This window comes from Streptomyces triticisoli, from assembly GCF_003270085.1.
In the GTDB taxonomy this organism is placed as follows: domain Bacteria; phylum Actinomycetota; class Actinomycetes; order Streptomycetales; family Streptomycetaceae; genus Streptomyces; species Streptomyces triticisoli.
On sequence record NZ_QFDQ01000051.1, the window covers coordinates 21498 to 38005 of the forward strand.

Annotated in this window: 15 protein-coding genes, 1 tRNA gene and 1 pseudogene; 9 read left to right on the plus strand and 8 right to left on the minus strand. The window is 71.6% G+C overall.

Annotated elements, in window-relative coordinates; translation table 11 throughout:
- The first annotated feature begins 902 nt into the window (after positions 1 to 902).
- Positions 903 to 1100: a hypothetical protein gene (locus DEP02_RS09190; RefSeq protein ID WP_112466850.1), complete on the plus strand. Its 198-nt coding sequence runs from the start codon at positions 903 to 905 to the stop codon at positions 1098 to 1100.
- A gap of 556 nt (positions 1101 to 1656) precedes the next feature.
- Here the strand turns inward: DEP02_RS09190 and DEP02_RS09200 are convergent.
- The 3 genes from DEP02_RS09200 to DEP02_RS09210 all read right to left on the minus strand — a co-directional run bounded on the left by DEP02_RS09200 (position 1657) and on the right by DEP02_RS09210 (position 4828).
- A tRNA-Arg gene (locus DEP02_RS09200) sits at positions 1657 to 1732 on the minus strand.
- Positions 1733 to 1787: 55 nt separating this feature from the next.
- Positions 1788 to 3407, minus strand: coding sequence for an IclR family transcriptional regulator domain-containing protein (locus tag DEP02_RS09205; protein WP_112466851.1), 1620 nt, complete (start codon positions 3405 to 3407; stop codon positions 1788 to 1790).
- Positions 3408 to 3541: 134 nt separating this feature from the next.
- Positions 3542 to 4828, minus strand: coding sequence for a M6 family metalloprotease domain-containing protein (locus DEP02_RS09210; protein WP_112466852.1), 1287 nt, complete (start codon positions 4826 to 4828; stop codon positions 3542 to 3544).
- Positions 4829 to 5180: 352 nt separating this feature from the next.
- On the opposite strand from DEP02_RS09210, the gene DEP02_RS09215 reads away from it, so the two are divergent.
- Positions 5181 to 5438, plus strand: coding sequence for a hypothetical protein (locus DEP02_RS09215; RefSeq protein WP_438947738.1), 258 nt, complete (start codon positions 5181 to 5183; stop codon positions 5436 to 5438).
- A gap of 15 nt (positions 5439 to 5453) precedes the next feature.
- Here DEP02_RS09215 and DEP02_RS09220 read toward each other — a convergent pair whose 3' ends face one another.
- Positions 5454 to 5981, minus strand: coding sequence for a MarR family winged helix-turn-helix transcriptional regulator (locus DEP02_RS09220; RefSeq protein ID WP_112466853.1), 528 nt, complete (start codon positions 5979 to 5981; stop codon positions 5454 to 5456).
- Between the two features lie 173 nt (positions 5982 to 6154).
- On the opposite strand from DEP02_RS09220, the gene DEP02_RS09225 reads away from it, so the two are divergent.
- From DEP02_RS09225 to DEP02_RS09250, 6 genes are all read left to right on the plus strand, one after another.
- Positions 6155 to 6922 carry a dioxygenase family protein gene (locus tag DEP02_RS09225; protein ID WP_112466865.1) on the plus strand — a complete coding sequence of 256 codons (768 nt, stop codon included), beginning with the start codon at positions 6155 to 6157 and terminating at the stop codon, positions 6920 to 6922.
- Between the two features lie 435 nt (positions 6923 to 7357).
- Positions 7358 to 8356 carry a sigma-70 family RNA polymerase sigma factor gene (locus DEP02_RS09230; protein ID WP_112466854.1) on the plus strand — a complete coding sequence of 333 codons (999 nt, stop codon included), beginning with the start codon at positions 7358 to 7360 and terminating at the stop codon, positions 8354 to 8356.
- Positions 8357 to 8978: 622 nt separating this feature from the next.
- Positions 8979 to 9740 (plus strand): DeoR/GlpR family DNA-binding transcription regulator, encoded by a 762-nt coding sequence (locus DEP02_RS09235; protein ID WP_112466855.1) that lies wholly within the window; start codon positions 8979 to 8981, stop codon positions 9738 to 9740.
- Positions 9737 to 10684, plus strand: a complete 948-nt coding sequence (gene pfkB / locus DEP02_RS09240) for a 1-phosphofructokinase (protein WP_112466856.1) — start codon at positions 9737 to 9739, stop codon at positions 10682 to 10684. The genes DEP02_RS09235 and pfkB overlap by 4 nt, the downstream gene beginning before the upstream one ends.
- 136 nt (positions 10685 to 10820) lie before the next feature.
- Positions 10821 to 12923, plus strand: a complete 2103-nt coding sequence (locus tag DEP02_RS09245) for a PTS fructose transporter subunit IIABC (RefSeq protein WP_112466857.1) — start codon at positions 10821 to 10823, stop codon at positions 12921 to 12923.
- Positions 12924 to 13085: 162 nt separating this feature from the next.
- Entirely contained in the window at positions 13086 to 13340 is a 255-nt protein-coding gene (locus DEP02_RS09250) for a hypothetical protein (RefSeq protein WP_112466858.1), read from the plus strand.
- A gap of 27 nt (positions 13341 to 13367) precedes the next feature.
- On the opposite strand, the gene DEP02_RS09255 is transcribed toward DEP02_RS09250, so the two are convergent.
- Both DEP02_RS09255 and DEP02_RS09260 read right to left on the minus strand, forming a co-directional pair.
- Positions 13368 to 14114: a DUF6227 family protein gene (locus tag DEP02_RS09255; RefSeq protein ID WP_112466859.1), complete on the minus strand. Its 747-nt coding sequence runs from the start codon at positions 14112 to 14114 to the stop codon at positions 13368 to 13370.
- Between the two features lie 157 nt (positions 14115 to 14271).
- Complete coding sequence (locus tag DEP02_RS09260; RefSeq protein WP_112466860.1) at positions 14272 to 15300, minus strand: P1 family peptidase; 1029 nt, start codon at positions 15298 to 15300, stop codon at positions 14272 to 14274.
- Between the two features lie 117 nt (positions 15301 to 15417).
- Here DEP02_RS09260 and DEP02_RS09265 point away from each other — a divergent pair, with 117 nt between their 5' ends.
- Complete coding sequence (locus tag DEP02_RS09265) at positions 15418 to 15624, plus strand: hypothetical protein (RefSeq protein ID WP_112466861.1); 207 nt, start codon at positions 15418 to 15420, stop codon at positions 15622 to 15624.
- A 52-nt stretch (positions 15625 to 15676) separates the two neighbouring features.
- Here the strand turns inward: DEP02_RS09265 and mscL are convergent, their stop codons facing one another.
- Positions 15677 to 16135, minus strand: coding sequence for a large conductance mechanosensitive channel protein MscL (gene mscL, locus DEP02_RS09270; protein WP_112466862.1), 459 nt, complete (start codon positions 16133 to 16135; stop codon positions 15677 to 15679).
- A 57-nt stretch (positions 16136 to 16192) separates the two neighbouring features.
- A pseudogene (locus DEP02_RS09275) lies at positions 16193 to 16438 on the minus strand (hypothetical protein); the annotation flags it as partial.
- Positions 16439 to 16508: the final 70 nt, after the last annotated feature.

Genomic DNA, 16508 nt, shown 5'->3' on the forward strand with positions numbered 1-16508 from the left:
GAAGGCGCTCTATACAAGGGTGTTGACCTCGTATCTGTCCACCGTCACCCGTGACACTCCGGTTTCATGTCGCGCTGTACGGAGTGACCCCGGGCGAGGTCAGGCGCCTGCACTCCGGGGGGAGGCTCGCGGGCGCCGACGTGCAGGGGCAGGCCGGCTCCCCCGTGGCGGGTCTGCCCCTGGGCGAAGGGCCGGCCTGGGCGCCCAACACGTGGCAGGGCGCCCAGGTCTCTTCGGTGGGCGGGGTGGCAAAGGGCCGCTCTTCAGGCTCGCGGCAGCCTGCCGGTGCAGGCGCCCGGACCGGTCTGCCCATCCCTGCGTTTTGTTGCGGCCGACGGCGGGAACCGAGTGCGGGCGCTCTCCTCTGCGGAGGCGGTCCGGCCGTAGGGATCCCACCCCCTGACCCCATGGATGGAGGCCTTGCCGCCGACCGGTGTCGTGGACTCGCTTGCCGGGCAACTGGGCGGCCGGTCCCGCCTTCGAGCGGAAAATAAACAGAGGGCCGGGCTCTCGTGCATCCGATGGGATGCCGAAAATCCGATAAACCCTCACACCGTTCACCGTCAGGTCATACCGAACCTGAATATCCGTCATGAATGAGTCAGGATCCGCTGACTTCGGCGTGGAAGTGACCGCCCCGGGTGCCGGTGGCAACCGTCACGTCTGCATCTGCTCAGCAGGCCATGTGAAGGAGTCGGTGTGTTCGGTCATTACGTAGTCACACCGGTGAAGGCACATTTCGATCTGCGTCCCGTCCGGGGCTCGGGCGGCTGGCCGTCCCATGGTCGGCCTGCTTTGATCCTTCGCGTAGTGCCAACTCGCGGACACGAATTCCGGTACCGGGAGCCGAGCGAGCGAACGCTGCCATTCAGAAGTGCTCATTCGAAAGGGAACCACGCGTGATGAACCCCGTCCCCCAGGTTGCGACAGCCGAGATCTCCGATGCCGACCTGGACAACGTCTCCGGCGGCCTCGCGGGCGGCGGCTCCGGCGGTCTCTACGTCGAGACGCCGGCCGCAGCCGTCGCCTCCGACCTCCTGGCCGTCGCCACCCCCGAGGGCGTCGCGGCGGGTGCGGCCGTCCACACCGCCGCTCACTGACAGCAGCGTCCAGCCACCGACGGGTCCCGGATCAGATGATCCGGGACCCGTCGTGGTCGTTGCCGCGCAGACGGCGGAAGGGACGTTGGACCGCTCCTGCCGCAGCACCCGGGGTCACTTCGCGGGGCGTGCAGTCCGCGGCATGGAACGAGGACGAGCTGATCCGGGAGTCGGCTCCTGTCGCAGAAGAGCCGCCGGTGCGGCTGCACGACCTGCGGCACTGCGCGGCGACCCTGTCTCTGGCCGCCGGTTTGTACATGAAGGCCATCCAGACATTGCTGGGGCACTCCTCCTACTCGCTGACCGCTGACACGTACACCCTGGTACTGCCGCAGTTCGAGGAGGCTCAGGCCGAGGCCCCCGCTTGCTCTGGTTTCGCGCAAGTCGCCGGCGCGGCGGGACGTCGCCCAGGAACCGGGGGAGACGCCCGACGTTCCCACGGAAGGCGAAGTTCCCGCGGAGGACGCCGCTTGACCGGCGTTCCCATACAAGATCAAAAGGCCCCTCGGAGGCCAGCTCCGAGGGGCCTTTCTGATGCTCCGTGCCTGGTCAGACATGGTGCCCCCGGCAGGATTCGAACCTGCGACACCCGCTTTAGGAGAGCGGTGCTCTATCCCCTGAGCTACGAAGGCGGATCGTGACCCTGGGGGTCACAGGCGTCAGCGTACCGGATTGGGGAGGGTGGGGTCAGGCAAGGGGGACGTGGGTGAAGCGGGCGGTCATGTGGAGGTCTGCTTCGATGGACGCGGTTGTCTGTCGCAGGGCGGGGAGGAGGTGGTCGGTGCACTCCTCGTGGGTGTGGGCGGTCGCGTGCATGGCGATGTTCGCCGCGGCGATTCTCCGGCCCGTGCGGTCTCGGACGGGGGCCGCTATCGAGCGCAGGCCCTGTTCCAGTTCCTCGTCCGTCAGGGCGTAGGCCTGGGGCGTCAGGAGTGCCTGACCCAGGGCTGTGGCGTGGGCCGGGGCGCGGGTGCCCACCGTGATGTCGACGCTCATGATGCGGCTCGCCGCCGCGCGGGCCGTGTACTGGATTTCGTCGCCGGACGGGGTCAGGACCGCCAGTGACGTCGACTCGTGGACGCGGGACGCCAGGTCCTCCAGGTGCGGCTGGGCGATCCGGGAGAGTGAGGTGCGGGAGAGGGGTGGGAAGCCCAGGGACAGGACCCGCGGGGTGAGGGTGAACGTGCGGGTGCCGGGGGACTGGGTCACCAGGCCCAGGTGTTCGTGGGTGATCAGTGCCCTGCGGGCCGTCGCCCTGGTCAGGCCCGTCGCCTTCGCCACCTCCGTCAGGGTCAGGGCGGGTCTGTCCTCGTCGAAGGCCGTCAGGACCGTCAGGCCGCGGGCCAGGGATTCGATGAAGTCACGGCCCAGTTCCTGTTTGGACGCGGCAGTCCAGGCCGCCAGGCCGGAGGGGGGCGCGGGCGGCGCGGAGGGTGGGGTGTCGCGCAGGTCGCCTTCCATGGCCGAGACCGTTTCCCGCAGGCGGGGCAGCAGCGTCGTACGCAGGTCCCGCGCGGTGTGGCGGCTGGTGTGGCTCACCACGCTCGCCACGCAGGCGATCCGGCCCGTGGCCGGGTCCCGTACGGGGGCCGAGACCGCCACCAGGCCCGGTTCGATCAGCTGGTCGTCCAGCGACCAGCCCTCCTGGCCGGCTCGAGCGGTTCGGTTCGCGAAGTCGTCCGTCGGCAGGGGTGATCTCGGGGGTATTGCCGGGAAACCCTTGTTCTCCGGGTCGGCCGAGCGGCGCTCGTGCCAGCGCCGCCAGTCCTCGTCCGTCCATTCCGTCGCGAACAGCGCGCCCGGCGCGGTGCGTTCGGCGGGGAGCAGGTCGCCGATGCGGAAGCTCAGGGACATGGCGCGGCGGCGGGTCGCCTGGTGGATGAAGCGGATGCCGTCCCGGTCGCCGACCGCCAGGGACACCGACTCGTCCAGCTCGTCGGCGAGCGCGTCGGCGCGCGCGGCGAGCAGGGCGGGCAGACGGAGGGCGGCCAGGTAGGCGTTGCCCAGTTCCATCAGTCGGGGAGTGAGGACGACGTCCCGGCCGTCGAGGCGGACGTAGCCCATGCGGGCGAGTGTCGCCGTGATGCGGTCCACCGTCGAGCGGGCGAGGCCCGTCGCGCGCTCCAGGGCGCTCGGGCTCAGCGTCCCGCCGGCCTGCGTGAGCTGCCGCAGCACCGCTACGCCCCGCACCAGCGGGGTGACCGCCTCGGCGGGGGCGGCGCCGACGGCGCTGGCGGCCTCGGCGGCGTTCGTCGTCGTGTTCGCGGGCGTCGTGGGCGGCGGGGGCGTCGTGGGCGGCGCGGGCATCGGTTCGGTTCTCCCGTACGGGACGGTGGTCGTAGCAGGCCTACGGTAGTCCGGTCGGCCCGCGCGGCCCTCGGGCCGTCACCGCCGCGTCATCGCCGTATCACCGCATCGCCGTATCACTGCGCATCGCTGCATCACTGCCTGGTCACCCGCACCCGGTAGTTCCCCTCCAGATCCGCCGACGCCACGTCGACGCGTATGCGTGCCTTGGGGTCCTTGAACGTCTCGCCCGGTGCGAAGGTCGCGTCGGAGAGTTCCGTCTGGACGTTGGGGCTGCGCGTGCAGCCGTCGGAGTTCGGGTGGGAGTCGTGGACCGTGATCGGGCCCTGGCCGGTGTCGACCTCCGCGTCGACCTTGTAGATCAGGATGCCCGGCCGGCACACCTCCTCGTCGTTGCCGCCGCGGGTGCGCAGTTCGAGGGCGTAGCCGGTGTGTCCGTCGAGGGGGACGAGGACGAGTTTGGGGCCGCCCGCGCGTGCCAGCGGGGTCAGGGTGTACTCGGCCGAGCCCCGCTTGGCCGCGCAGCTCACCTGACTCGCGTCCAGCCAGCCCAGTTTCCACTTGTGCCAGCCGAGCAGGTCGTTGTTGGCGCCCCAGTCCTCGCTCATGATGTCCCAGTGGCCGACCGCGGCGCCGCCCTCCTGGGTGTAGAGGTCGGGCAGGCCGAAGACGTGGCCGTTCTCGTGGGGCAGGACGCGGTAGCCGGTGGTGTCGTAGGAGCCGGAGCCGTCGTCCTGGCGGGAGTAGATGAAGGAGACGTTGGCGATGGCGACGCCGTTGGCTACGGGAGCGTCCGTGTTGCCGGCGAACGTCACGGACAGGACCGTGTCCAGGGCGGAGGGGCCCGCGTTCGGGGTCATCAGTATGTTGATCAGGTCGTAGTCCCGGAAGTCCACGTCCGGGCCGGCTGCCGCCGCTATGTCCTCGACCAGTTGCCGGTAGCCGGGGTCGAACGGGGCGCCGCGCTCCACGCCGTACTCCTCGAATGGTCTCGGCATGCGCAGCCACTCGCGTATCGGGGTCTTCGGGCGGTAGTCCAGGCGGCCGTAGGAGGCGGTGCGGAACCACTGCTGGGTCTGCGGGAAGAACTCGTGGAAGCGGTCGAGCGCGCTGCCCTCGCCGGGCGCGTCGGAGAAGTCGACCATCAGGGTCAGGGCGTGCACGGTGCCGGTGGAGCGGGCGTAGCCGCCGTTGGTGGGGACGCCTTCCGACATCTGTACGGTGGCGGCGCCGCGGATCATGCAGGGGGCGAGGGCGGGGGAGAGGGACAGGCCGGCCGGTCCGGGCCCGGTTCCCGGGGCGCCCGCCGTGAGGTGCCCGGTCCCCGCGGAGGTGCTGACCGCGAGGGTCAGCACCGTGACGGAGGCGAGGGCGGCCACACGGCGCTTGCGTATCGGGTGGCGGGGCGGCTGCGGCTGCATACGTGAACCCTTCGCGCCAGGCAGCCACCGGTTTCCGGCTGCACCCTTGCGATCACCCTGTGTCGCGGGGGCGGTCGGCGCGCGTTGGAGCCGTCCGGTCGTGGGACGCCTCGCCCGGTCGTGGGAACGGATGCGGCCGGGTGGGTGCGGTTCGGGTCGCGCAGGGTTGGGGACGGGGTGGAGGGGACTCGGGCCGTGAAAAATCTCGCGGCGGGCGGTGGGAAAATGGCGGGGACCCCTTCCCCCGTTTGGCCATGGGCCCGAGCGGGACGGTGACCCGCTCACCGGATCGCTCCGCCGGCTCGTCGGCCCGTCCCTTGGAGCGGGTCATCGAGCGGCTTCCTGATCGCCGATGCCTGCAAGCCGCGGCAGCGGCTGGTTCAGCTGCAGGGTGCAGGGCATGATGCACGGCTGTACCGACGCCATCTGGCCCGCCGTCGGCATCCTGGTCCTGGCCGCCGCGACTGCGCTGACGCTCGTCAACGCCGGCCGCCCGGGCAGCACCACGGTGACCGGGTGCGGGTCCGGGTGCGGGTGCGGGGCCGGCTCCGGGGCCGCTTCCGGTGAGGGCGTGGAGGACGAGGTGGCCGTACCGGCCGTCGCTCACTGAGCGGCGGTACGTACCTCAGCGGAGCCAGGGCAGGTCCGCGCCCGCCTCGTTCGGCTGGAGTCCCTCGGCGACGATCTGCATGATCTCGCCGAGGGACTTCTGCTGTTCGGGGCTGAGCCGGTCGAACAGCGCCTGGCGTACGGCGGCCACATGGCCCGGAGCGGTGCGCCGCAGTACCTCCATGCCCTGGTCGGTCAGCACCGCGAACTGGCCCCGCTTGTCGGAGGGACAGTCCTCGCGGCGCACCCAGCCGTTCGTCTCCAGGCGGGCGATCGCGTGGGAGAGGCGGGAGCGGGTGATCTTGGCGTCCATGGCCAGTTCGGTCATCCGCAGCCGGCGGTCCGGGGCCTCGGCGAGCTTGACGAGGAGGCCGTAGTAGATGTGCGGCATGCCCGCGTCGCGCTGCAGCTGACGGTCGAGGTGGTCCTCGAGGAGGGCGGTGGCGTGCAGGTAGGAGCGCCAGACGCGCTGTTCCTCGGGGGTGAGCCAGCGGTGGGTCGCGGCGGGGGCGGGCTCGGGGGCAGGGGCGGGGGCCGTGTTCATGTGTCCACTGTACGAGGCCGCTCTTTGAAAATTAAACAAAACCGGCGTAGCCTTGGAGTGGAACTTTAGAGTTCAAGTAAATCGATCCCGCGTCACACCGCGTCGAGTCGAAGGGAGTCGCCATCATGTCCGCCACCTCGGAGTCCGCCGCCGCGTCCACCGCTTCGGAGCGCATGCCCGCCCTCTACCTCAGCCACGGCGCCCCGCCGCTCGCGGACGACCCCGTCTGGCCCGGCCAACTCGCCGCCTGGTCCGCCGGTCTGCCCCGCCCCAGGGCGATCCTCGTGGTCTCCGCGCACTGGGAGGAGGCCCCGCTGGCCCTCGGCGCCACCGAGACCGTCCCGCTCGTCTACGACTTCTGGGGCTTCCCCGAGCACTACTACCGGGTGAAGTACGCCGCCCCCGGCGCGCCCGAACTCGCCGACAGCGTGCGGAAGTTGCTGCGCGCCCCCGGCATGCCCGTGCAGGACGTCCCCGACCGCGGCCTCGACCACGGCGCCTACGTGCCACTCGTCGAGATGTTCCCCGCGGCCGACGTCCCCGTACTGCAGGTGTCCATGCCGACCCTCGATCCGGTCCGGCTCATGGACATCGGCCGCAGGCTCGCACCGCTGCGCGACGAGGGCGTACTGATCGTCGGCTCCGGCTTCTTCACCCACAACCTGGCCGCCCTGCGGTACACCGGCAACGGAGTGCCCAGCTGGTCCGCGGAGTTCGACGACTGGGGCCGGCGTGCCCTGGAGGCCCGTGACTGGGACGCCCTGCTGGACTTCCTCGGCAAGGCCCCGGCCGGCCGCTACGCCCACCCGCGCACCGAGCACTTCGCCCCGCTGTTCGTGACCATGGGCGTCGCGGAGGCCGGCGGCGAGCTGGATGCGCAGAGGTCGGTGATCGACGGCTTCTGGATGGGACTGGCGAAGAGGTCTGTGCAGTTCGGCTGAGACGTGCGCGTCTTTGCTGCGTAAGAGGAGGGTGTGGAGGGGCTGAGATTTTCCCGAGAGCCCGGGTTTGCGGCAACCTTCCGGTGGTCCGGTTCGTCCACAGGGGTGGGAGGCAGCTCGAGGGTGACGTACTGCGCTGTCGGTGTGAGGGGAGTCTCATTCCCTGGGATGCCGAAGAGTCCGCAAGACCCCGGAGAACTCCCGCATCCGCCCTGACCTGCGGTAACACGGGCCGACGGCAAAGACGCCGGACGGCTGCGGCGCGACAGGGTACTGCATGATCGGAAAATTGGGAGGCGGGTTGGGAATTCTGTCCCGATTCCAGTCGTTGTTTCCAACGGATGCAGGGCACCCGAGGAGAGTTCACCAGACTCCGTAGAGAGTGCCAGGCGTCCCAAGGACCACCCGCTGACCCACCATCGCAAGGGAGCACGCATGGCAACCCGCGCCGTCGCCCGTCGTCAGTCCGCCACCGGCGAGACGGTCGACGCGGCAAGCAGTGTTCGCGCCCACGGCGGCGAGATCGCCGACCGCGACCTGGTCGGCATGTACCTCGACGAGATCGCGCGTACACCGCTGCTCGACGCCGCCAAGGAAGTCGAGCTGTCCCAGCTCATCGAGGCGGGTGTGTTCGCGCGGCAGATCCTCGACGGGGAGGAGGAGTCCAGGACGGACGCCACCCGCGAGGAACTTGAGGAACTGGCCGCCCAGGGCGAGCGGGCCAAGGACGTCTTCATCCGCTCCAACCTGCGCCTGGTCGTCGCCGTCGCCCGCCGCTACCCGCGCAGCGGCCTGCCCCTGCTGGACCTGATCCAGGAGGGCAACGCCGGCCTGGTGCGCGCGGTGGAGAAGTTCGACTACCGCAAGGGCTTCAAGTTCTCGACGTACGCCACCTGGTGGATACGCCAGGCGATCACCCGCTCCATCGCGGACCAGTCCCGTACGATCCGGCTGCCCGTCCACCTGGTGGAGGAGCTGGGCCGTATCCGCCGGGTCCAGCGCGAGTTCAACCGGGAGCACGGCCGCGACCCGGAGCCCGCGGAGATCGCCGCGGAGCTCGGCTCGAAGCCCGAGCGGGTGACGGACGTCCTGGACTGGGCTCGTGACCCGGTCTCGCTGAACATGTCGGTGGACGACGAGGGCGAGACCCAGTTCGGCGACCTCCTGGAGGACACCTCCGCGGTGTCGCCCGAGCAGTCGGTGCTGACCCTGCTGCGCAGCGAGGAGCTCGACGACCTCATCGGCCGCCTCGACCAGCGCACGGCGTCCATCATCAAGATGCGGTACGGCATCGAGGACGGCCGCGAGCGCACGCTGACCGAGGTCGGCAAGGAGCACGGCCTCACCCGCGAACGCATCCGTCAGATCGAGAAGCACGCGCTGCTGGAGCTGAAGAAGCTGGCCCGAGACACCGGCTTCGACGCGGCGGCGTAACGCGAGCGCCGGCCGAACCGGACGGCCGTACCGACGGCCGACCGCGTACGCCCGGTGGCGAAAGACCGCGCAAACATGGCCGTGTACCGCCGCTTCAAGCGGCGGGGCCAGGGGAACAACCTTTCAGAGCCCAGGAGTTCGGTCCTCGGACCGGCTCCGGCTCCCCGAGTCGCATGGATGTCTCACGTATGCCCTGAGCACGTCCTGAGTACGTACTGACGCCCCGAGCCACGTCCCGACGCACTCCCCCCGGCGCCGGGACGCTCCCTGAGCCGGGCTTCGGCGCCTCACCCCCCGGGCGCCGGGGCCCGGCTCCACTTCTGTCCGGGTTCTGTCCGGGCCCGCTGGAGAGGCGGGGCACCCCGGACCTGAACCCCGGGGTGGCCCACCCAGACGGCAGATTGTGCCATACGGGCACAGCCCGCCGACGTGACGAACTCCGCCCCCTCCTCGGCAGGTCTCCGCCCGGTCGCGGCCGCCTTGTCGTACTCGTCGGATTCGGACACACTTGGAAGTCCGTTCATGCCCGATTCGCTGCCCGGTCCTGTTTACTTCTCGGGTGTGCTGCCGTAGCCTTCGGAGTGAAACCACAAATTCGGGCATCGATCGGAGGCGAACGGACATGTACGCACCGGAGCGGCAGCAGGAGATCCTCCGGCTCGCCCGGGACGGCGGACGGGTGGACGTCGTGTCGCTTGCCGAGGAGTTCCAGGTCACGGCGGAGACGATCCGCCGTGACCTGAAGGCCCTCGACCGGGCCGGCCTGCTGCGCCGGGTGCACGGCGGGGCCATCCCGGTCGGCCGCCTCGACTTCGAGCCGGACCTCGCCGAGCGCGAGTCGACCGCGGCGGACGAGAAGGACCGCATCGCCAAGGCGGCCCTGGCCGAACTGCCGGCCGAGGGCACGCTCATCCTCGACGCCGGCACGACGGTGGCCCGCCTGGCCGCCGCCCTGCCCCTGGACGCCGAGCTCACCGTCGTCACGCACTCCCTGCCGATCGCGGCCCGCCTCGCGGACCACCCCGGCCTGCAGCTCCACCTCGTAGGAGGGCGCGTACGCACCCGTACGCGCGCCGCCGTGGACGCCTGGGCGCTTCGGGCCTACGGCGAGATCCGCGCCGACGTGCTGTTCGTCGCCGCCAACGGCTTCTCCGCCGAGCACGGTCTGACCACCCCCGACCTCGCCGAGGCCGCGGTGAAGCGCGCGGCGCTCGCCGCCGCCCGCCGAGTGGTGCTGCTCGCCGACTCCACCAAGCACGGCCAGGAGCACTTCGCCCGTTTCGGCGGCCTGAGCGACGTGGACCTGCTGATCACCGACAGCGGGCTGAGCCCCGAGGACGCGGCCGCCATCGAGCGCGGCGGCACGGAAGTAGTACGCGCATGATCGTCACCGTCACCCCCAACCCCTCCCTGGACCGCACCTACGAGGTCCCCTCGCTCGAGCGCGGCGGGGTCATCCGGGCCACCGGCGAGCGCATGGACCCGGGTGGCAAGGGCGTGAACGTCTCGCGCGCGGTCGCGGCCGCCGGGCGGCGCACGGTCGCCGTGCTGCCCCTGGGGGGTGCGCCGGGCGCGCTCGTCGCGGACCTGCTCCACGCGCAGGGCATCGAGGTCGCGCCGGTCCCCGTCGCCGGGGCCACCCGCTCCAACATCGCGCTCGCGGAGGCCGACGGTGTACTGACGAAGATCAACGCGCCGGGGCCCGAACTCTCTTTGGAAGAACAGGAGTTGCTGTTGGAGACCGTGCGGCGGCAGTCGCGCGGCGCCGACTGGATCGCCTGCTGCGGCAGCCTGCCGCGCGGGCTCGCACCCTCCTGGTACGCCGACCTGGTCGCGCGGGCGCACGCCGCCGGCGTACGCATCGCACTGGACACCTCCGGGCCCGCGTTGCTGGAAGCGCTGCGGGAGGGCCCGGACGTGGTCAAGCCCAACGCCGAGGAGCTCGCCGAGGCCATCGGGCGCCCGCTGGCCACGGTCGGCGACGCGGTGAAGGCGGCCGAGGACCTGCGCGGGCTCGGCGCCCGTACCGTGCTCGCCAGCCTGGGCGCCGACGGGCAACTGCTCGTCGACGGCGACGGCGTCTGGTACGGCAGCGCGCGCGTCGACACCGTCCGCAGCAACGTCGGCGCCGGCGACTCCTCCCTCTCCGGCTTCCTGATCGCCGGCGGCACCGGCCCCGAGGCCCTGGCCCTCGCCGTCGCGCACGGCGCGGCCGCCGTCCAACTGCCGGGCAGCGTGATGCCGACGCCCGCCGACCTGGACCCGGCGGCGGTGTCGGTCACCGCGGACGTGCCCGTGGACCGCCCGTTGACGGAGCCGGTGTCATGACCGCCCGCCAGCCCCGCACCAGGTGCCGTACGGCCGCCACGACGGCCCCGACTCCCTCCGCTTCCCCCCACAGCACCCCCGTCCCCCTCCCCGCCCACCCCACTGACCGGGCGATATGCGTGCTAAGGAGCCCGCGATGAGCGACATGATCACCGCGGACCTGGTCGATCTCGACCTGTCCGCCGACACCAAGGAGGCGGCGGCGCGCGCCCTCGCCGAACGGATGGTGGCCCTGGGCCGGGTGACCGACCTGGAAGGCTTCCTCACCGACGTGGCCGCCCGTGAGGCGCAGATGCCGACCGGCCTCGACGGCGGCATCGGCATCCCGCACTGCCGCAGCGAGCACGTCACCGAGCCGACGCTGGCCTTCGGGCGCAGCGCGGCCGGGATCGACTTCGGCGCGGCGGACGGCCCCGCCGACCTGATCTTCCTGATCGCGGCGCCGGCCGGTGCCGACGACGCCCATCTGACGATCCTGTCGTCGCTGGCCCGGCAGCTGATGAACGCCGAGTTCACCTCGGCGCTGCGGTCGGTGGACGACGCGGCGGCCGCGGCGGCGCTCATCCGGGGGGAAGAGGCACCGGTGACCGAGGCACCGAAGACCGAGGCTCCGGCGTCCGAGGCTCCGGCGCAGGCCGCGGGTGCCTCCGAAGACTCCGTCGCGACGCCGGGGGCGGCCTCCTCCGGTGCCGCGACGGGCAGCACGCCTGAGGCTGCCGACGAGCGGTCCGGTGACCGTCCGTTCCGGATCGTGGCCGTCACCTCCTGCCCCACCGGCATCGCGCACACCTACATGGCGGCCGAGTCGCTGGAGAACGCCGGCCGCGAGGCGGGTGTCGAGATCGCCGTCGAGACGCAGGGCTCGGCCGGGTTCACCCGGCTCGACCCGGCGGTGATCGAGGCGGCGGACGGCGTCATCTTCGCGCACGACGTCCCCGTACGGGACCGGGACCGCTTCGCCGGGAAGCCGACCGTCGACGTCGGTGTGAAGGCGGGCGTCAACCGGGCCGCCGAGCTGATCACCGAGGTCCGTGACAAGGCCGCGCGCGGCGAGGTGACCGCGGCGGCACCCGGCGCCACTCCGGTCGACCGGGCCGGCGAGGCGGGCGAGGGCTACGGCACCAAGCTGCGCAAGTGGCTCATGTCGGGTGTCAGTTACATGGTCCCGTTCGTCGCGGCGGGCGGTCTGCTGATCGCCCTCGGCTTCGCGATCGGCGGCTACGAGATCAACAAGGCGCCGTCGGTGATGGACCACTTCGTGTGGACCCAGGCCGACAGCTGGGCCGCCCTGCTGTTCCAGATCGGCGGCGTGGCCTTCGCCTTCCTCGTCCCGGTCCTGGCCGGCTACATCGCCTACGGCATGGCGGACCGCCCCGGTCTCGTCCCCGGCTTCGTCGGCGGCTCGATCGCCCTCACCATCAACGCGGGCTTCCTCGGCGGCCTGGCGGCCGGTCTGATCGCCGGTGGTGTGGTGATGGCGATCCAGAAGCTGCGCATCCCCGCGGCGCTGCGCGGGATCATGCCGGTGGTGGTGATCCCGCTGATCTCCTCGGCGGTGGTCGGGTTCCTGATGTTCGTGGTCATCGGCAAGCCCATCGCCACCGCGCAGAAGGGCATGACCGACTGGCTGAACGGCCTCTCCGGCACCAACGCCATCCTGCTCGGCGCGCTGCTCGGCCTGATGATGTGCTTCGACCTCGGCGGCCCGGTCAACAAGGTCGCCTACACCTTCGCCACCGCCGGTATCGCGGTCTCCAACCCCAGTGACTCCGCGATGAAGATCATGGCCGCGGTGATGGCGGCCGGCATGGTGCCGCCGCTGGCGATGGCCCTGGCCACGACCGTGCGCGGCAAGCTGTTCAACCGGGCCGAGCGGGAGAACGGCAAGGCCGCCTGGGTCCTGGGCGCCTCCTTCATCTCCGAGGGCGCGATCCCGTTCGCGGCGGCCGACCCGCTGCGCGTCATTCCGGCGTCGATGGTGGGCGGCGCGGTCACCGGCGCCCTGTCGATGGCCTTCGGCGCCACCCTGCGCGCCCCGCACGGCGGCATCTTCGTGGTCCCGCTGATCGGCAACCCGTTCCTGTACCTGATCGCCATCGCGGTGGGCGTGTGCGTGACGACGGCCCTGGTGGTCGTCCTCAAGACGCTGCGCAAGCCGGCACCGGACGCGGCGGCCCAGGGGGCGGCCGAGGGCGCGCGGAGCATGACGGCCGACCGGAAGCAGCCGGTCGCGGCGTGAGGGAAACGGTGAGGGAGACGGTCATGGGACACGGTGAGGGGGACACCGTGAGGGGACGCACGGCCCCTTGCCCCTTTAGGGCGCTGTAAGTAGTTCACGGCACATGCGAGATACGTCACGGTCCGGGGCAGAAGCCCCGGACCGTGATGTCTACTGGGAGGCATGCCTGAGCACGTCTCCCTCCTGATGTGGCTCGGCGTGGCCCTGCCCGCCGCGCTGACCTTCGCTGCCATCATCGGCATGGCTCGCATCCGACGCAGCCTCCGCCTCGAGACCGCTCGACAGCATTCCGCCCGGCACCTGACGGCACTCCCGCCGCAGTCCGGGGCCGCCCCCAGCCGGGAGCTCGTCGAACTGACCCCGGCGGAGCAGGACGCCTTCGCCGGCCTGATGCGCCGACTCAGCGACAACCCCTGAGGCTCCCCGTACGGGTGGATCCTGCCGCTACGGCACCTGCGCCGCCCGCCGTTCCATCGCGCTGCGGGCCGCGTCCTCCGTCGCGTACACCTCGCACATGTGACGTCCGTCGGGGGTCGCCGTGTGCTCGACCTCCCACAGGGAGATCTCCACACCGTCGCTCAGCAGGAACGCGTGCTCGTAGAGCGAGAAGCACAGCCCCGCACGCCCCGCCCGGCAGGGGCGGCCGAAGGCCTGGGTGATCTGGTGCCCGGACGCCGTCGCCAGCAGTGAGGCGATGTCCGGGCCGGGCCGGTCGGCGTTCTCCGCGCGCCGCAGCAGACGGCGTGCGTGGTCGGACGAGCCGTCGGGGACGTACACGTGCCGCGCCTCGGGCATCGGCGCGAGCTGGACCAGCACCGGCAGTTCCAGGTCCGGTGTGTCCGGCGGGAGCGGCAGCCGGGCGGTGGCGGTGCTCAGCTCCTCCTCGTCGAGGTACACCTCGTGCTGCGCCTCGCCGCCCGGCGCGGTGTTGTGCACCAACTCCCAGAGGGTGAGCGCCGAGCCGTCGTCGAGCAGCCAGGTGTGCCGGTACGTCTCGCGGTGCAGCCCGGCGCTGTGGTGCGCCGAGTACAGCGAACCGTCGTACGCCAGCGCGCACTCGAGCCGCCGTATCGTCTCGTCGGGCAGCTCGAAGGAGTTCAGGGTGCGTCCGAGGAGCCGCGCGAGGTGCTCTTCCGGAGACTCGGGCGACTCGGGTGGTTCGTACGCAGTCGTCTCGTACGGAACGCTCAAGGTTTCTCCCGGCGTTGCTGCATGTCACCTTGTGGGTGCATACCGTAGCCCCTCGGTCGGACATCGTGTCCGGGAACCGAGAAAACGTACGCCGGAAAAACGGCCCGACCACGCGAGAAGTTCCCGCGCGACCTGATGTCCCGTCAAAATCCGCTGCTCAGCGAGGTCCGTACAGGTCTTCGTACGTCGGCCAGGTCCCGCCCGGTCCGGCCACCGGCTCGGCGGCCCGCACCGCGCGGACGATCGCGCGGGTGACCTGGTCCGCGCCCGCGGCGAGGATCTCGTTCAGGGCGAGGGGGGAGCCGGGGTCGAGCGGGTGCGCCCCGGTGGCCAGGGCGAACACCGTGTCGCCGTCGTTGAGCAGGTGCACCGGCCGTACGGCGCGCGCGATGCCGTCGTGCGCCGTGCCGGCCAGTTTCTGCGCCTGTGCCTTGGACAGGTCCGCGTCGGTGGCGACCACCGCGAGCGTGGTGTTCAGCGGGGGCGGCGCGTTCCGCTCGGCGGCCTCGGCGAGGCGCCGGCGCGCGGCCTCGTGCACCCGCGCGTCGGGGTACTCCACCGGTCCCTGGAACAACTCCCCGTACAGCACCCCCGTTTCCGGATCCACCGCCGATCCCACCGCGTTGGCCACCACCAGCGCCGCCACCGTGACACCCGAGTCGAGCACCGTGCTCGCCGTGCCGACCCCGCCCTTGAGCGGGCCCACGACCGCTCCCGTCCCCGCGCCCACGCACCCCTCGCGCACGCGCCCGCCCACCTCGCTCGCCGCCGCGGCCTCGACCGCGGCACGCCCGGTGGCCGCGTCCGGCCGGGCCCGGAAGTCGCCACCCCGGCCCAGGTCGAAGACACAGGCGGCCGGCACCACCGGCACCACGTGCGAGGGGTCCCGTCCGACCCGCACTCCGCGCCCCCGCTCCTCCAGCCAGGCCATCACCCCCGAGGCGGCGTCCAGCCCGTAGGCGCTGCCGCCGGTCAGCACGACCGCCTCCACCGTCCGCACCAGGTTGCGCGGATCGAGGGCGTCGGTCTCCTTGGTACCGGGGCCACCGCCGCGCACATCCACGGCGGCCACGGCGCCGCCCTCCGGCGCGAGCACGACCGTCGTGCCGGTGAGCCAACCGCCGCCCGTACGCGTCGCATGCCCCACCCGCACACCTGTGACATCCGTCAAAGCGTCCGCTGTCATGGGAGCCAGTCTCCCCGGGCGGCAGGACGTCACGGGCCCCTTCGGCGGAACGGGAACGTCTCACCGCCTGCGCCGGGGCAGGACGGCCCCGCCCGCCGCGGACCGTACCCTGGAGGCATGAGTACCGCCCCCGAACCCGCCCCGGAGCCCGCCCCGGAACCTGCCCCCGGACCGCGTGACCCGAAGGCCGCGCTGATCTTCGACGATCCGTTGAACCAGCAGTCCACGGACGACACCGACCGCGGGTGGGGCGAGCGTCCGGACGGCGACGCGGCCTCCGATCTCAAGCGCTTCCTCGACGAGAAGCCGCCCCACCACCTCTGAAGCCCGAGCGTCCACCGGACCGCGGCGGCTGCCGCCCACCGGCCCGCGGCGGCTACGGCCCGCGGTACTGCGAGCCGCGCTGCGCGACCAGCTCGTCGCGTATCTGCTTGAGCACCTCCAGCTCGGTCGCCTCCGGTACCTCCTGTGCGTCCTCCCTGGCCTTCTTCCGTGCCTCCTGGCGGGCCAGGAACTTGGCCATGGGCAGGAGCATCAGGAAGTAGACCACCGCCGCGGTGATCAGGAACTGGAGGGTGGCGCCGAGGACCGAGCCCCACATGATCTGGATGCCCTGGTCGCCCTCGCAGGTGGAGCTCAGGCACGAGGCGTAGTGGTCGAGGTTCTTGGTGCCGATCGCTCCGACGACCGGATTGATCACACCTTTCACCACCGAGTTGACGATGTTGGTGAAGGCGGCGCCGACGACCACCGCTACTGCCAGATCGACGACGTTCCCGCGCATCAGGAAGGCCTTGAAGCCCTGCCAGACGCTCGGGTCCTTCTTCTCGCTCACCCGGGGCCCCTCCTTGAACGTGCAGGTTGCGGAACAAACAGCTCCGCAACCTACGGCTCACCACAGGGTGACCGCCAGCCTGGCCGTCACGCTCGCCCCGGCCAGACGCGCCGCGGTGGAGCGCGGCACCGACAGCGCGATCAGCGCACCGCCGCCGGCCACCTCCTCCACGGGCTCCGGCACCTTCGCCACCCGGGCGCCGCGCGCGACCACCTCGGCCCGTCCGCCGGTCGCCGGCTCCTCCGCGGCGATCACGTCGACCCGGTCGCCGGGACGCAGCAGCCGGACCGTGGCCCGGGTGGCCGGCTGCAGTCGCTTCGCGCTGTACCGGGGCTTCCGTGCGGCGTACGGTTTTGCCCCCAGCGACTACCAA

Bases quoted from the DNA above. Each gene is read 5' to 3' on its own strand.
- DEP02_RS09250 (WP_112466858.1), top strand. From the start codon at position 13,086: ATGCCTGAGCACGTCTCCCTCCTGATGTGGCTCGGCGTGGCCCTGCCC.
- DEP02_RS09225 (WP_112466865.1), top strand. From the start codon at position 6,155: ATGCCCGCCCTCTACCTCAGCCACGGCGCCCCGCCGCTCGCGGACGAC.
- DEP02_RS09245 (WP_112466857.1), top strand. From the start codon at position 10,821: ATGAGCGACATGATCACCGCGGACCTGGTCGATCTCGACCTGTCCGCC.
- DEP02_RS09215 (WP_438947738.1), top strand. From the start codon at position 5,181: ATGCCTGCAAGCCGCGGCAGCGGCTGGTTCAGCTGCAGGGTGCAGGGC.
- DEP02_RS09265 (WP_112466861.1), top strand. From the start codon at position 15,418: ATGAGTACCGCCCCCGAACCCGCCCCGGAGCCCGCCCCGGAACCTGCC.
- DEP02_RS09235 (WP_112466855.1), top strand. From the start codon at position 8,979: ATGTACGCACCGGAGCGGCAGCAGGAGATCCTCCGGCTCGCCCGGGAC.
- DEP02_RS09230 (WP_112466854.1), top strand. From the start codon at position 7,358: ATGGCAACCCGCGCCGTCGCCCGTCGTCAGTCCGCCACCGGCGAGACG.
- pfkB (WP_112466856.1), top strand. From the start codon at position 9,737: ATGATCGTCACCGTCACCCCCAACCCCTCCCTGGACCGCACCTACGAG.
- DEP02_RS09190 (WP_112466850.1), top strand. From the start codon at position 903: ATGAACCCCGTCCCCCAGGTTGCGACAGCCGAGATCTCCGATGCCGAC.
- DEP02_RS09260 (WP_112466860.1), bottom strand. From the start codon at position 15,300: ATGACAGCGGACGCTTTGACGGATGTCACAGGTGTGCGGGTGGGGCAT.
- DEP02_RS09210 (WP_112466852.1), bottom strand. From the start codon at position 4,828: ATGCAGCCGCAGCCGCCCCGCCACCCGATACGCAAGCGCCGTGTGGCC.
- DEP02_RS09205 (WP_112466851.1), bottom strand. From the start codon at position 3,407: ATGCCCGCGCCGCCCACGACGCCCCCGCCGCCCACGACGCCCGCGAAC.
- DEP02_RS09220 (WP_112466853.1), bottom strand. From the start codon at position 5,981: ATGAACACGGCCCCCGCCCCTGCCCCCGAGCCCGCCCCCGCCGCGACC.